At 71.5% G+C, this 14,495-nt stretch carries 10 protein-coding genes; 4 read left to right on the top strand and 6 right to left on the bottom strand.

Features of this window, described 5'->3' with window-relative positions; genetic code table 11:
• Nucleotides 1–3 precede the first annotated feature (3 nt).
• A complete protein-coding gene (locus tag ABD970_RS02545; RefSeq protein WP_345293923.1) occupies nt 4–1,299 on the top strand; it encodes a hypothetical protein in 1,296 nt (431 codons plus the stop codon).
• A gap of 35 nt (nt 1,300–1,334) precedes the next feature.
• Here ABD970_RS02545 and ABD970_RS02540 read toward each other — a convergent pair whose 3' ends face one another.
• Together ABD970_RS02540 and ABD970_RS02535 are read right to left on the bottom strand one after the other, a co-directional pair.
• Nucleotides 1,335–5,282 (bottom strand): translocation/assembly module TamB domain-containing protein, encoded by a 3,948-nt coding sequence (locus ABD970_RS02540; protein ID WP_345293922.1) that lies wholly within the window; start codon nt 5,280–5,282, stop codon nt 1,335–1,337.
• A complete protein-coding gene (locus ABD970_RS02535; RefSeq protein ID WP_345293921.1) occupies nt 5,282–7,066 on the bottom strand; it encodes an autotransporter assembly complex protein TamA in 1,785 nt (594 codons plus the stop codon). The genes ABD970_RS02540 and ABD970_RS02535 overlap by 1 nt, the downstream gene beginning before the upstream one ends.
• 111 nt (nt 7,067–7,177) lie before the next feature.
• On the opposite strand from ABD970_RS02535, the gene ABD970_RS02530 reads away from it, so the two are divergent.
• Nucleotides 7,178–8,653: a M61 family metallopeptidase gene (locus ABD970_RS02530; protein WP_345293920.1), complete on the top strand. Its 1,476-nt coding sequence runs from the start codon at nt 7,178–7,180 to the stop codon at nt 8,651–8,653.
• A gap of 34 nt (nt 8,654–8,687) precedes the next feature.
• On the opposite strand, the gene ABD970_RS02525 is transcribed toward ABD970_RS02530, so the two are convergent.
• The 4 genes from ABD970_RS02525 to glyQ all read right to left on the bottom strand — a co-directional run bounded on the left by ABD970_RS02525 (nt 8,688) and on the right by glyQ (nt 12,664).
• Nucleotides 8,688–8,885 (bottom strand): KOW motif-containing protein, encoded by a 198-nt coding sequence (locus ABD970_RS02525; protein ID WP_345293919.1) that lies wholly within the window; start codon nt 8,883–8,885, stop codon nt 8,688–8,690.
• A 67-nt stretch (nt 8,886–8,952) separates the two neighbouring features.
• Nucleotides 8,953–11,112 carry a glycine--tRNA ligase subunit beta gene (gene glyS, locus ABD970_RS02520; RefSeq protein ID WP_345293918.1) on the bottom strand — a complete coding sequence of 720 codons (2,160 nt, stop codon included), beginning with the start codon at nt 11,110–11,112 and terminating at the stop codon, nt 8,953–8,955.
• Nucleotides 11,109–11,759, bottom strand: coding sequence for a glutathione S-transferase family protein (locus ABD970_RS02515; protein ID WP_345293917.1), 651 nt, complete (start codon nt 11,757–11,759; stop codon nt 11,109–11,111). The genes glyS and ABD970_RS02515 overlap by 4 nt, the downstream gene beginning before the upstream one ends.
• The gene (glyQ, locus tag ABD970_RS02510; RefSeq protein WP_345293916.1) at nt 11,756–12,664 is read right to left on the bottom strand and encodes a glycine--tRNA ligase subunit alpha; all 909 of its coding nucleotides are present in this window, start codon (nt 12,662–12,664) and stop codon (nt 11,756–11,758) included. Before glyQ ends, ABD970_RS02515 begins: the two co-directional genes overlap by 4 nt.
• 110 nt (nt 12,665–12,774) lie before the next feature.
• On the opposite strand from glyQ, the gene ABD970_RS02505 reads away from it, so the two are divergent.
• A complete protein-coding gene (locus tag ABD970_RS02505) occupies nt 12,775–13,509 on the top strand; it encodes a glutamine amidotransferase (RefSeq protein ID WP_345294546.1) in 735 nt (244 codons plus the stop codon).
• A 70-nt stretch (nt 13,510–13,579) separates the two neighbouring features.
• Entirely contained in the window at nt 13,580–14,488 is a 909-nt protein-coding gene (locus tag ABD970_RS02500) for a hypothetical protein (RefSeq protein ID WP_345293915.1), read from the top strand.
• Nucleotides 14,489–14,495 lie beyond the last annotated feature (7 nt).

Below are 14,495 nucleotides of genomic sequence, written 5' to 3'. Positions count from 1 at the left end.
GCCATGAAACCAGCCATTGCAACGGGGATCCTCGCCGCGAGCCTGCTGTTCGCCGGGTGCGGCGCGGGCGACGAGGCCAACGGCCGGAAGGCCGCGCTCAACGTGGAGCGCGCGCCCACGACCGCGGACACGCCCGTGAGCGTCGCCGACTGGCCACTGCCGGCGACCCTGCCCGGCTCGGCGCTGCCCGACCTCGTGCTCGCGCCGGACGGCAACTTGCTGCTGGCCTGGACGAATTCCCGGCAAGGCCGGCGCCACATCCTGCAGTTCTCCAGCTTCGACCCGACCCTGTCGCGCTGGATGCATGCGCCGACGACGATCGCCGTGGGCAACAGCATGTTCGTCAACTGGGCCGACACGCCGCACATCATGGCCACGCCCGATGGCGCGCTGTGGGTGCACTGGCTGCAGAAGAGCGCCGACGCGCCGTATGCCTACGACGTGGTCGTCAGCACCTCGCGCAATGGCGGCGCGCGCTGGAGCGCGCCGTTGATGCCGCACAACGATGGCACGCAGACCGAGCATGGCTTCGTGTCGATGTGGCCGCAATCCCGTGATGCGCTCGGCATTGCCTGGCTCGACGGCCGCAACACCGGTGGCGGCGGCCACGACACCCACGTGGGCGGCGGCGCGATGACGCTGCGCGCGGCGAGCATCGGCGCGGACCTGCGCGTGCGCGACGACGTGCAACTCGACGCCATGACCTGCGACTGCTGCCAGACCGGCGTGGCGATGACCGCGCGCGGTCCGTTGCTGGTCTATCGCGGCCGCACGCCGGACGAGACCCGCGACATCTACGCGACCCGGCTCGAAGGCGGCACGTGGACGACGCCCGCCCGCGTCCATGCCGACGACTGGACGATGCCGGCCTGCCCGGTCAACGGCCCGGCGGTGGCCGCCGCGGGCGATGCCGTCGTCGCGGGTTGGTACACCGCACCCGACAACGTTCCCGCCGTGCGGCTGGCGCGCAGCGACGACGCCGGCGACAGCTTCGGCGCACCGGTCGTGCTCGACCGTGGCGACGCCGTGCAGGGACGCGTCCAGGTCGCGCTCGACGGCGACCAGGCCTGGGCGTTGTGGGTGCGCGAGGACGGCGACGGACAGTCGCTGTGGTTGTCGCGGCGATCCGCCGACCTGGCCACCGAACACCAGCGCCTCGAGCTGGCGAAATTGCAGGGCCGCGGCCGTGCCACCGGCTTCCCGCAGCTGGTCCTGCGCGACGGAGTCGGCTACGTGGTCTGGACCGACGTCGTCGACGGCGCCCCCGGCCTGCGCGGCGCGATCGTCGCTGCGCGCTGACGGCGACAGGCTGCCAGCGCGTCGCCCCGGACGGCCTATTTCTCCTTGCGCCAGTTGATCGAGCCGCGGTTCTCCAGCGTGCTCGATTCGATCTCGATGTCGAAGCCCCTGCTCAGCAGGTACTTCAGCGTCACCACCTGGCCGGTGCCCAGCAGCGAGACGCCGAACCCGACGTACAGCCGCGGCGAGAGCTGCTTGCCGATGCCCAGCACGCTGCCGCCCAGCGCCCGCGAGTCGCTGATGCCGGCGGCGTCGAGCCCGAGCCTCGTGCCGAGGCGCGCGGCGAGCAGGTTGCCGCCGGCGTTGAGCGCGGCCGAGGCGGCGTTGATCTGCTGCCCTTCGGCACCGGTCAGGCTGGACGTCGGGCGCCCGAGCGTGAGGTAGGCCAGGGCGTCGGACTGGCTGGTCGGCGGCGAACTCCAGACCTCGGCGCGCGGCGCCGAGGCGCGGCCGCTGACGTCGATGCCGGCGGTGACGTCGCGCGATTCGATCTCGCGTTCGGCGCGGATGTCGAGGATGGGATCGGCCACCCGCCCGTTGGACCATTGCAAGCGGCCACGGGTGATCGCCAGCTCCTGGCCGTAGGCGGTGTAGGTCCCGCCGACCTCGAGCACGCCCTGCGCGGTCATCTCGCGGCCCGGCTGCGAGCGCACCCGCATCTGGCCGCCGAGGGTGCCGTCGAGTCCGAAGCCGCGCAGCTGCACGTCGTCGCCCATCACCAGGGTCAGGTCGAGCGCGAGCGGCGTGGCGATGCCGGTGTCTTCCGGGTCCACCGGGTCCAGCACCACCACGTCGGGCGAGGCCGGGACGCCCTGGTCGAGGCGCTCGAGGTCGAGCACGGCGCTCGGCACCTCGACCGTGCCGGTGACGCTCAGCGGCGCGTCGCCGCCGTAGCGCACGACCAGGTCGGGCGAGGCGATCGCGCGCAGATCGCGGGTGTCGGACACCAGGACGTTGTCGCCGCGGACGTTGAGCACCAGCGGCGCGGCGGCGCCGGTGGCGGCATCGGTACGCCAGCCCAGTGTGCCGTCGACATGCAGCACGCCTTCGCCCGAGTGCACGCTGCCCTCGATGCGCGCCGTGCCGTCGGGCAACGCATCCATGCGCACCTGGCCGCGTTGCAGCACGAGGCCCAGCGACGGGATCTCGGTGGTGAACTCGCTCAGCCGCGCCTGGCCGCCGATCGTGGGTTCGGCGCGCGTGCCGCCCAGGGTGATGCGGGCGTCCAGCTGGCCTTTCGGGTCGAGGATGTCCGGCGAGAACAGCTCCATCCAGGTCAGTTCGTCGGTGTCGATGGCGACGTCACCGGTGAGCGGCGCATAGGTGTCCCAGCCAGTCTGCACGCGGGCCTGGAGGCGACCGTCGCCGTTGAACCCGCCATCCAGCGTGGCGTCGATGCGCTGCGGTCCGAAATCGGCGTCGAGCACCAGGCCGCGGTAGCTGAGCATGTCGCGCCGGGCGCGGTCGCCGACGCGCAGGCCGCCGGCGGACGAGGCGATCCGCGCGCTGCCCTGGTAGGCGTTGCCGGCGGGCCGGATCCGCGCATCGAGGGTGACGTCGCCGCTGAGTCGCCAGCGGCGCCCATCCTCCCGCCTGGGCAGGTAGGGCTCGACCAGGGACAGCGGCAAGGCGTTGCCATCCACGGTGAGGCCACGGCGCGGCCAGTCGGCGCTGGCGCAGAGCGATCCGCCGCCACCGGATGTGAAACAACTCTCGGACAGGGTGAAGCCGCTGCCGGCCTGCGCGAACCGCGCCGGTGACTGCAGCCGCCAGGTCGCGCCCTTGGCCGCGTCGAGCTGGAATGCCGCAAGCGTGCCGTTCCACTGGCCGCGCCGGTCGCGGGCGAGCGTGCCGTCGAGGTCGAGCGCGCCGATGTCGCCGCGCGCGGCGGCTTCCAGCCGCAGGTCCTCGACGGCGCCCGTGGCGTCGATGCGCAAGGTGTCGAGCGCGACGCCGGCCTGCACGCCCTGCGCCCGGATCGCCAGCGCCCCGCCACCCCCGCGCCAGGGCAGCCGGCCCCGTGCGTCCAGGTTCGCGGCGGTCGTGTCGCCGTATTGCAGCCCGCTGCCCTCGAGGTCGACGACGACATTCGGTGCATCGCGCGTGCCGGTCAGGGACAAGGTCCCGCGCAGCGTGCCGGCGGCACCGGGCAGGAGGTCGGCCAGCTGCAACGGCGTCAGCCTGGCGTCGACGTCCAGCGCCTGCGCCACGGTGCCACGCGCGTCGATCCGGCTGCCCCCCAGGGTCAGCGCGATCTCGCCTGCGTAGTCGGTGCGCGTGCCCCCGGTCGCCGGGCCGTGGATCGCCAGCGACGCCTGCCCGTCCAGCTTGCGTCCGCGCAGCTGGCCGCCCAGCTGCCGTGCGTCGACCTGGACGTCGAGGCCGCCGTCGTCGCGCGTCCGTCCGGTGCTGGCCAGGCGCCCGTTGACCGCGCCGTTCCAGCCGCTGGCGAAATACCCCGGGTCGAATCCGGCGAGCCGCGCCTCCAGGTCCCAGCCCAGCGCCGGCGTCCAACCGACCTGGCCGGTGGCGTCCAGCGTGCCCGTGGGCATCGCGACGCGGGCCTTGCGCAGGCGCATCGCCTCGGCATCGCCGCGGCCGTCGAACGCGATCGTCGCCTGCTGGTCGTCCCGGGTCAGGGTGGCTTGGCCGATCGCCGCCCAGGCGCGGGTGGTGCCGGCGATGCCGAAGCGGGCGTCCGCGCCGATGGCGGGCGCGGGCTCGGCGCCGCCATCCGTTCCTGGCGCGCCGCCGAAGACCAAGTCGCGGGCACGGACGGCGAAGCGGAAATCGGCGTTGTCCGGCTCGGCGAAGTTGCCGCGGCCGCGCGCCTCGATGCGACCGCCGAAGGCATCGACGACCAGCGGCCGCAATTCAAGCACCTGCTCTTCGATGCGCAGCCGCGAGGGCTGCAGCACCGCGACCAGGTCGCCCCGTGCCAGCCGCCCGCGCAGGCGCGCATCGCCGCCGACACCGGTGGCGCGCAGGTTGACCGCCAGTGGCGTGCCGGGCTCGCCCGTCCCGGCGAGCAGCGCCGGATCCAGCGCCGTGCTGTCGGCGCGCAAGGTCCAGCGCGGCCGGTCGCGTCCGCGCAAGGTGAGCCGCGCGCGCAGCGGCGCCGGCGCGTGGCCGTCCAGGGCCACGTCCATCGCGTCGAGGTTGCCGATCGCCGCCAGCCCAATCCGGGGACGCGTGCGTCCCGGCGGGGCCGGCAGCAGCGCGCTGGCGCTCAGCTCGGTGGCGTAGTCGTCGCGGGGCGCGTAGTCGCCATGGACGCGGAACAGGCCACGATCGCTGTCGACCACCAGTCGTTCGACGTGCAACTTGCCCGAACGGGCGTCGATGCCGCCGCGCGCACTGCGGATGTCGACCACCGCCTCGCCACCACGGGCGACCCGGAAACCATCGATGCGGATGCTGTCGGCCTGCAGGCCCAGCGGCGGTTCGATGCGCGGCAGCACGTCCGGCCAGCGGGGCAGTTCGAAGGGTTCGTCGGTCCTTGGCAGGTCAAGGACCGCGCCCTCGATCTCCAGCGCGTCCAGCCGCAGCAGCATGCCGAACAGGGGACGGATGTCGGGATCGAGCATCACCCGCCGCGCGGTGAAGGTCAGCACCCCCGGCTCGGCACACTGCCCGAACGGTACCGGTTCGCCACCGGCATCGGGGCAGCTGCGCATCACGAAGCGCACCCCTCGCAGCACCAGCGGCCCGGCCGCCGGACCTTCCGCCTCGCGCCAGGTCAGTTCGGTCCCTGCCGGCAGCCGCTGCACGATCTGCGACAGCAGGAAACCGCGACCACCCACCGTCGTCAACGCCCAGTACGCGAACACCGCGAGCAGGGCGACCAGCACGCCGGTGCCCAGTGCCGAGCGGATCGCGAGCTTGCGCATCCGTGCGCGCCGCCTGGTCCGCAGTTCGGCGATGCGCGCCTCGCGTTCCTCGGGCGACAGGTCGTCCCGCCGGGTGTTCGCCGGTCCGGCCATCAGAAGTCCGCCCCGATGCTCAGGCCGATGGTGAATGGCGAGTTCGGGTCGTCGAGGCCGCGCGCGATGTCGAACTTGATCGGCCCGACCGGTGAGCGGTAGCGCACGCCGATGCCGACGCCGACGTGCCAGTCCGGCGTGCTGCCGTTGAACGCGTCGCCGCCGTCGACGAACACCGCCCCGCCCCAGGTCGGGTTGAAGTAACGCTCGAACTCGACGCTGGCGGTGACCAGGTTGCGCGCGCCGGTCGAATAGCGTTCGCCGCCGTCGATCGCGATGCTCGGCCCGACCTCGCGGAACTCGTAGCCACGGATGCTGCGGTCGCCGCCGGCGTAGAAGCGCAGGCTGGGCGGCAGGTCGGTCAGCAGGTCGACGAAGGTGTGGCCGATTTCGCCGCGCACGATCAGGCGGTTGCGCTCGCCCAGGCCCTTGAACCACGTCGCGCGCGCCTGCACCTGGCCGAAGCTGGCGTCCGAGCCGGCGCCTTCGACCGCGCCGGCCAGGCGCAGCGAGCCGCCGATGCCGCGCGTCGGGAACAGGCGGTCGTCGACGTCGATGTATTCGCCGCGCAACTGCGGGTAGAGCAGCGACGCGTAGCGGTAGTCGGGTTCGGCGAGCGCGCCGCCGTCGTCGGCGACCTGGAAGTACCAGCGCTCGCGCAGGGCATGCAGCGACACCACGGCGTTGAGGTGCTGGTTGATCTCGCCGCTGCGCGCGGCGACGAACTCGACGCGGCGGTCGTCGATGTACTTGCTCATCTCGTCGGTCGCCTTGAGGCTGAAGGTGTACCAGCCGTCCAGCCACGCGAACGCCGGGATGCGGTACTGCAGGGTGAGCGACTTGAGGTTCTCGGCGTAGTCCAGTTGCGCCAGCGCCTTGTGGCCGCGGTCGTTGACGTAGCGCCGCTCCAGGCCGAGCGACACGCCCGCGCCGCTCTCGGAGCCGTAGCTCAGGCCGACGGTGTAGATGGTGCGCTTGGCAGGCTTGAGCGTGACCTGGACGGGGACGCGCTTGTTGACCGCCTCGCCGGGCAGCGGCTGGATGTCGATCTGGCTGAAGTAGTCGAGCCTGACCAGCGACTTGCGCAGACGGTCGAGGCGGCCCTGGTGGTAGTACTCGCCCTCGTTCCAGTACAGCAGCTTGCGCAGCAGGGACTCGCGGATGATGGCCTCGGGCGACTGCTCGAACGTCGTCGGGCCCATGTCGTAGCGTGCGCCGCTGGTCCACGCCAGGTCGATGTCGGCGGCGTTGTCGGCACGGGTGACCTCGACGCGGCGCGAGGCGAAATCGGCGTCGAAATAGCCGCGCTCGGCCAGCCGGTGGGTGATGCGCAGCTTGCTCTTCTCGTAGGTGGCGTGGTCGAACACCTCGCCCTGGGCGGGCTTGAACCTGGCAAGGTCGCGCTTGAGGTAGCGGTCCTTGCCGCCTTCGCCGACGATGGCGATGTCGGCGTGGCGAACCCGCACCGGCTCGCCGGGATCCACCGTGATGGTCAGGGCGATGTCGTCACCGCGGCCGCTGCGCTGGATCGAGATCTCCGGCGAGTAGTAGCCGAACGGCGCCAGCGCCTCGCGGGTCTCCTCTTCGGCGACGCGCACCAGGTACTCGATGCGTCGTGGCGGCACCTGCCTGCCGATGGCGTCGACCGCCGACAGCGAAACGCGCACGTTCTCCGTCATTTCCTCGTCGAGGCCGACGATCTCCACCTCGGCCACCGATGCCGCCTGCGCCGGGGCGGCGACGGCCAGCAGGCAAGCGAAGAACAGGAGGAGTGGCGTGCGCATCGGCCTCAGGATAACCGTGCGGCACCGGCTTCCATGAACGGTGCGAGCCCGCTTGCGACGATCCAACCCGCTGTGGCATCAGGATGTATGGGGCAAACGCGGGAGGGGACGATGGCGAATTGGACGCGGGTGGGACTGTCAGTGCTCCTGCTCCTGTGCGGATGCGCGACCAACGGGGGCGCAGGGCCCGCCATGCCGGCCGCGATGGGCGCGGGGGCCCGCTATGCGATCGCAATCGATCGCGTCGCCCCGCTGAGGCTCCACGTGACCGCGACCTTGCCCTCGGTGGCGGACCGCCTGCAGATGTCGACCACGCGCCCGGGCGGGATCGACGTGCTCGACCGGCAAGGGTGGCCGGGCATCGTGTCCGGCCTGCGTGCCGCCGCGCCGGATGGCAGCCCGATCGGCGTCGAGCCAGTGGGCGAGGAGGGCTGGCGCCTGGCGCGCGAAGCCACGGGACCCGTGACCTTGCATTACCAGGTCGACTACGCGCCCCTGGTGGCGCTGGACTGGCCGGCCGCGAACGAGTCCGGCTACGCCGATGCCGACGCCATCGTGCTGGCCGGGCGTTCCGTGTTCATCACGGTGCCGGGCCAGTCCGCCAGCCACGTCGGCATCGACGCGCCGGAGGGCTGGCATGTCGCCAGCCCATGGCCCGGGGCGGGCGATGGACCGGGGTTCGTCGCGGGGAGCGTGCCGGACCTGGTCGACAACCTTTTCGTGCTGACGCGGCACCGGCCCGACTCAGTCCGAAGCGAAGGCTTTACGGTCACCCTGGTGCCGCTGGGCCATTGGCGGCAGGCAAGCACGGAAGTGCGCGGCACCGTCGACCCGATCGCCAGGCAATACACCCGACTGCTGCCGGTGGAGGGTGCGCCGCCCTATCTCATGGTGTTGATGCCGCAGCGTGCCAGGGGCGGCGAATCGTTTCGCAACAGCTTCGCCATGACCGTGGAGGATCCGCCCGGGCCCGGAAATCGCGCGCGCTGGGGCAATACCCTGGCGCATGAGCTGTTCCATTACTGGAACGGGTGGCGACTGCGCGGCAAGGACTACGCGGCGACGCAGTGGTTCCAGGAAGGGTTCACCGAGTACATGGCCAACCGGGCGATGCTGGAGGCCGGGTTGGTCACGCCCGACCAGTTCCTGCAGTCGCTGTCGACGCATGTCGCCAACTACCGTCGGCTGGAGTCGACGCTGGAGGCGCCGGGCACGCGCAAGGGCCCGCCGCTGTACAGCGGCGGCGCGCTCACCGCCTTCCTCTGGGACGTCGCGATCCGGGATGCCAGCGAAGGCGAACGGGACCTGGACGACGTGTTCGCGGCGTTGTGGCGGCGGACGGATCGTGGCGCCCGCGACTACGACTGGCGGGACATCCGCGCCGCACTGGACGCGACGCAGATGCACGACTGGGAGGGCTTCCGCCAGCGCCACCTCAGCGGCAGGGAAGCGTTGCCGATCGTCGAGGCTCTGCGAACGCTGGGATTGCAGCTGGTCGAGAAAGCAGGCGGCCAGCCGGACGTCCGGCGGGATCACGCGGCCGCGACCTCCGCGCGGGCGCTACGCGCCCAGTACGGCCTGGACTAGGACGGCTTCGCGCCCGCCGGGCCGCCGGGCCGCGTCACGCGCCCCGGCGCACGACGACGTTTCGTGCCAGGGTCTTGAAGCGCTGGCCGTCGTCCTGCACCACGGTGATGGTGACGTTGCCGGACTTGCTGGTGTTGATGTCGCGGATGGTGCCGGACTTGCCCTTGTGCGTCCCGGCGACGACCTCGCAACGGTCGCCGTCCTGCACGGCTGTGGTGCTGGTGCCCTTCATCGACGTCTCCAGGGGGTCTCGAAGGCCCAGTGTGCATCCACGGCGGGCAAGGCGCGACCCCGGGAAGTCAGCCCGAGAGGTGCTCGATCGCGGCGACGCTGCCGAGGCGGTCGGACAGGCGCTTGAGCAGGGCCAGCCGGTTGCGGCGCAGGGCCTCGTCGTCGGCATTGACCATCACCGCGTCGAAGAAGGCGTCGACCTGGGGGCGCAGCCGGGCGAGATGGGTGAGCACGTCGGCGTAATCGCCGCGGGCCAGGCCGTCGTGGGTTTCGGCGTAGACCGCTTCGACGGCCTCGGCGAGCGCGCGCTCGGCGGGCTCGCGCAGCAGGGCGGGATCGATGGTGTCGGTCGCCACGCCGTCGGCCTTCTTCAGGATGTTGCCGATGCGCTTGTTGGCGGCGGCCAGCGCCTCGGCCTCGGGCAGCGCGGCGAAGCTGCCGATGGCGTCGATGCGGCGGTCGAAGTCGTAGAGCGAGGCGGGGCGCAATGCCGCGACGGCGTTGAAGTGCTGGACCGGTACGCCTCGGTCGGCGTAGTAGCCGCGCAGGCGGTCGAGGATGAAGTCGTAGAGGTCCGACTTTCGCTCATCGACACCGCCCGCGATGCGGAGAGTGCCCGCGCGCGCTTCGTTCGTGGACGACTTCAGGGACGCGACTTCCCGCATTCCTTCATCGACCGCATTGAACGCGGTATCCAGGGACGCAAGCACGTTCAGTTCGAAACCGGATTCGATGATCGTCCGCGCCAACCCCAGGGCATTCCGCCGCAGCGCGAACGGATCCTTGTTGCCCGTCGGCTTCAACCCGGCGGCGAACCCGCCCGCGAGCGTATCCAGCCGTTCCGCGATCGCCAGCGTCTTGCCCAGTGGCGACAGCGCGATGTCGTCGCCGGCGAAGCGCGGCCGGTAGGCCTCGTCGATGGCGTTGGCCACGGCCCGCCGGTCGTCTTCGGCCAGGTCTTCGAGCGACGCGTCGCGCATGGCGTAGTGCCGGCCGGCGATGCCCTGGAGCTCCGGGAACTCGTTGACCAGCCGCGACTGCAGGTCGGCCTTGGACAGTGCCGCGGCACGGCGTGCGAGCGCGGGATCGACACCCAGCCCGGGCGCGAGGGCTTCGGCCAGCGCCGCGACGCGCCCGACCTTGTCGGCGACCGTGCCCAGCTTCGCCTGGTAGGTCACGGTCGCCAGCCCGTCGTCCATCGACGCCAGGCCCTGCTTCAGGTCCTCGTCGAAGAAGAACCGGGCATCGGCGAAGCGCGGGCGGATCACGCGCTCGTAGCCCTTGCGGATCTCGCTGTCGTCCTGCGGCGCGACGTTGGCGACGCCGATGAAACGTTCGCTCAGCCGGCCGGCGTCGTCGAGCACGGGGAAGAACTTCTGGTTGGCCTCCATCGTCGCGACCAGCGCTTCGGCCGGCACGGCGAGGAAGCCGGCATCGAAGGTGCAGGCGACGGCCGCCGGCCATTCGACCAGGCAGTTCACCTGGGCGAGGTTGTCGTCGTCGATGCGGGGCATGCCGCCATCGACCCTGGCCGCGGCCTCGACGTCCGCGACGATGCGCGCGCGGCGTTCGTCCGGGTCGACCAGCACCTTCGCCCCGCGCAAGGCCTCGACATAGTCGTCCGGGCGCGCGACCCACACCGTCTTGTCGTGCAGGAAGCGGTGGCCGCGGCTCATGCGATCGGCGTGCACGCCGAACACCGTGGCTTCGACCACGTCGTCGCCCAGCAGCATGACCAGCCAGTGCACCGGCCGCGCGAAGGCGTGGTCGTGGCCGCCCCAGCGCATGGGCTTGGGGATCGGCATCGCGGCGATGGCTTCCTGCAGCACGTCGGGCAGCAGGTCGGCCGTCTTCGCGCCGGGTTTGACGGAGCGGTGCACGAAGCGCTCGCCCTTGGCGTCGGTCGCGCGCTCCAGTTCCGTCCAGTCCACGCCGGCCTTGCCGGCGAAACCCTGCAGGGCGCGGGTGGGCTGGCCGTCGCCGTCCAGCGCGATGTCCAAATAGGGCCCGAAGACTTCGGCGTGCTGCTCGGGCTGTTCGGTCGCAACCCCAGGCAGCAGCGCGGCGAGGCGTCGCGGCGTATACATGGGCCTGGCGTCGCCACGCTCGACGTCGATGCCGCGCTTTTCCAGCGCGGCGACCACGCCGTCGAACAGCGCCTGCGCCAGTCCCGGCAGCGCCTTGACCGGCAACTCCTCGGTGCCCAGTTCGATCAGCAGCGGCTTCACGGGTGCGTGCCCTCGGCACCGCTGGGCTTGGGGATGAAGAACGGCGCGTGGTGCCGTCGGAAGACGTCCAGCGCCTCGCACTTCTCGACATGCGCGGCCAGCGCGGGCCAGCGCGCGAGCTCGGCCGGCGCGGAGTCCTGGAGGTAGGTGGCGTAACAGGCGACGGTGATGTCGGCCAGCCCCATCGCGTCGCCCGCCAGCCACTGGCCGGCGCGCTCGGCGCAGGCGGCGTCCAGCGCCTGCAGCGCGCCTTCCACCTGGATCTTGCCGCGCGCCAGGAAAGCCTCGGAGCGTGCCTCGGGACGATGGAAGATGCGTTCGAGCGTCATCGCCACGCCGCGGTCGGCCGCACCGCTGGCCAGGCCGATCAGGCGCAGGGCCTCGCGTCGCCGAGGGCCGCCGGGCGGCAGCAGCGGCTCGCCCTCGGTCTCGTGCTCGATCCAGTCGAGAATCGACGAGGATTCGACCAGTGCCGTCCCGTCGTCCAGCACCAGCACCGGCACGCGGCCGAGCGGGGAGTATTCGCGGATGCGGTCGAAGTCCGCGCCGACCGACCAGGCCCGGTGCTCGAAGCCGATGCCGCGCAGCGCAAGCGCGATGGCGACGCGCCGGGTGAACGGCGAGTCGTACAGGCCGATCAGGATCATGCCGCGGTCTCCGCCGGTTGCCTCAGGCCGGGGAACCCCAGCGTCTCGCGCCGGGCGTAATAACTTTCGGCCACGGCCTGCGACAGCTTGCGCACGCGCAGGATGAAGCGCTGGCGCTCGGTGACGGAGATCGCGCGCCGGGCGTCCAGCAGGTTGAAGCAGTGCGAGGCCTTGCACACCTGGTCGTAGGCCGGCAGCGGCAGGTCGAGCGCGACCAGCTTCAGCGCCTCGGCCTCGCAGGCGTCGAAGCGGTGGAACAGCTCGGCGACGTCGGCGTGCTCGAAGTTGTACGCGCTCTGCTCGACCTCGTTCTGGTGGTAGACGTCGCGGTAGGTCACCGTGCCCTGCGGGCCGTGCGTCCACACCAGGTCGAACACGTCGTCGACGTTCTGCAGGTACATGCACAGGCGCTCGAGGCCATAGGTGATCTCGCCAAGCACCGGTCGGCACTCCATCCCGCCGGCCTGCTGGAAGTAGGTGAACTGGGTGATCTCCATGCCGTTGAGCCAGACTTCCCAGCCCAGGCCCCAGGCACCGAGGGTGGGCGATTCCCAGTTGTCCTCGACCAGGCGCAGGTCGTGGACCTGCGGGTCGATGCCCAGCTCCTTCAGCGACTCGAAGTACAGCGCGACGATGTCGTCCGGACTGGGCTTCATCGCCACCTGGTACTGGTAGTAGCGCTGGAGGCGGTTGGGGTTCTCGCCGTAGCGGCCGTCGGTGGGACGGCGGCAGGGCTGCACGTAGGCCGCGTTCCACGGCTCCGGACCGAGGGCGCGCAGGAAGGTGGCCGGATGGAAGGTGCCGGCGCCGACTTCCAGGTCCAGCGGCTGGATCAGCGCGCAGCCCTGCGCGGCCCAATAGGCATCGAGGCGCTGGATCAGTTCCTGGAACGTGGGGGCGGGCATGTCCACTGGGCGTGCGTGGCGGCCGGCTAGTATAGCGAGCGTCCCGCGGGCGCCCGGGACGGGAACCGATGCGCGACGCGCGTTTCCCCGACTTGCCGGAACCCTTCCCGATGCCGCACCCACGGCCATTGCTGATCATCGAAACCGGCAAGCCGGTGCCTTCCATGCGACGCCATCGCGGATTCCCGCACTGGATCCGCACCGCGGCGGGCGTGCCGGCGCGCGAGATGGTCGCCGTCGACGTGGAGGCGGGCGCGGGCCTGCCGGCGCACGCCGAATTCGCCGGGATCATCGTCACCGGGTCCGGCGCGATGGTCACCGAGCGCCGCGACTGGAGCGAGCGCACCGCGGCCTGGCTGCGCGACGCGGCGCACGACGGTGCCGCCATCTTCGGCATCTGCTACGGCCACCAGCTGCTGGCGCACGCGCTGGGCGGGTGCGTCGGCGACAACCCGCACGGCCGCGAGATGGGCACGGTCCCGGTGGCGATGCTGCCGGCGGCCGCGGACGACCCCTTGTTCGCGGGCCTGCCGCAGCCCTTCGCCGCCCAGGCGACCCACCTGCAGGCGGTGCTGCGGATGCCGGAGGACGCCGTGCTGCTGGCCACCACCGCGCTGGATCCCTGCCATGCGTTCCGTTGGCGCGAGCGCGCCTGGGGCGTGCAGTTCCACCCCGAGTTCAGCGGCACCCACATGCGCGGCTACGTGCTCGCGCGCCGCGAGGCCCTGGCCCGGGAGGGCTTCGATCCCCTCCGCGTCCTGCGCACGGTGCGCGCCGCGCCACACGCCCGGCGGGTGTTGCGCCGCTTCGCGCGCCTCGCCCGCGACCGGCCGGAAACGGCCTGAAGGCAGGCTGCCTTCGGGTACGATGGGCGCATCGTGGCGGGGGCCACATCGACTGCAAGACGGGGAAACGATGAGCACACGTGCCATGGGGCCAGGCGCTGGCCTGGGCTGGCTGAAGAACGCGATCAATCTCGGCCGCCACAATGCCAAGGCCGTGTTCGGCGCGGTGGCGTTGATGGCGCTGGTGGCATTGGTCCCCAGCCTGGTGCAGCTGCTGCTGCAGCAGGGACTCGGTGTCGGCCCGCAGAGCATGCTGATGGTGGCCGGGCTGCTGACGCTGGCGATGATCGTCGTCTACCCCTTGCTGGTCGGAGGCATGCTGCGGGTGATCCACGCCTCCGAAAACGGGCAGCCCACGCACGCCACGGCGTTGTTCGACACCTTCCGGGCCGGCAACGGCGCGGGCCGGCTGATCGGCTTCGGCGTGCTGCTCACCGCGATCTACATCACGGTGTTCCTGGCGGTGATCATGGCCGTGGGCAAGGACTTCCTGTCCTGGTACATGCAGGTCATCAACCTGAGCCTGCAGGCCGGCGATCCTTCGCAGCTGCCGGCCCTGCCCGCCCTGCCGGAGGGCTTCGGCACGCTGATGGCGCTGGGCACCCTGGTCGGCCTGTTCTTCGGCGGCATCTACGCCATCGGCTTCGGCCAGATCACGCTGGCCGGCCGCACGATCGGCGAAGCACTCGCCGACGGCGTGGGCGGGACGCTGAAGAACCTGCTGCCGCTGCTGGTGCTGGCGGTGGTGGTGTTCGTGGCCATGATCGTGCTGATGATCGTGGTCGCGCTGGTGGGCGGCTTGCTGATGCTGATCGGCGGCCTGGTCCACCAGTCGCTGGCGCTGTTGTTGCTCGCGCCGGTCTACCTGGGCATGTTGCTGGTGATGTACGTGGTGATGTTCGGGGTCATGTACTTCATGTGGCGCGACGTCTGCGGCGATCCGCCGCCGACGGCCGACGCGGACCACGTCGAGGCCTGAGCCTCCC

The sequence above is a fragment of the Luteimonas vadosa genome, from assembly GCF_039543545.1.
Taxonomy (GTDB): domain Bacteria; phylum Pseudomonadota; class Gammaproteobacteria; order Xanthomonadales; family Xanthomonadaceae; genus Luteimonas; species Luteimonas vadosa.
The sequence above is the reverse complement of the archived record's forward strand: the minus strand, read 5'-3'. Positions and strand labels throughout refer to the sequence as shown.

What these genes read in the sequence shown, in the direction of transcription:
- ABD970_RS02545 (WP_345293923.1), top strand. Translation starts at nt 4, where the DNA reads ATGAAACCAGCCATTGCAACGGGGATCCTCGCCGCGAGCCTGCTGTTC.
- ABD970_RS02515 (WP_345293917.1), bottom strand. Translation starts at nt 11,759, where the DNA reads ATGATCCTGATCGGCCTGTACGACTCGCCGTTCACCCGGCGCGTCGCC.
- ABD970_RS02500 (WP_345293915.1), top strand. Translation starts at nt 13,580, where the DNA reads ATGAGCACACGTGCCATGGGGCCAGGCGCTGGCCTGGGCTGGCTGAAG.
- ABD970_RS02540 (WP_345293922.1), bottom strand. Translation starts at nt 5,282, where the DNA reads ATGGCCGGACCGGCGAACACCCGGCGGGACGACCTGTCGCCCGAGGAA.
- glyQ (WP_345293916.1), bottom strand. Translation starts at nt 12,664, where the DNA reads ATGCCCGCCCCCACGTTCCAGGAACTGATCCAGCGCCTCGATGCCTAT.
- ABD970_RS02505 (WP_345294546.1), top strand. Translation starts at nt 12,775, where the DNA reads ATGCCGCACCCACGGCCATTGCTGATCATCGAAACCGGCAAGCCGGTG.
- ABD970_RS02530 (WP_345293920.1), top strand. Translation starts at nt 7,178, where the DNA reads ATGGCGAATTGGACGCGGGTGGGACTGTCAGTGCTCCTGCTCCTGTGC.
- ABD970_RS02525 (WP_345293919.1), bottom strand. Translation starts at nt 8,885, where the DNA reads ATGAAGGGCACCAGCACCACAGCCGTGCAGGACGGCGACCGTTGCGAG.
- ABD970_RS02535 (WP_345293921.1), bottom strand. Translation starts at nt 7,066, where the DNA reads ATGCGCACGCCACTCCTCCTGTTCTTCGCTTGCCTGCTGGCCGTCGCC.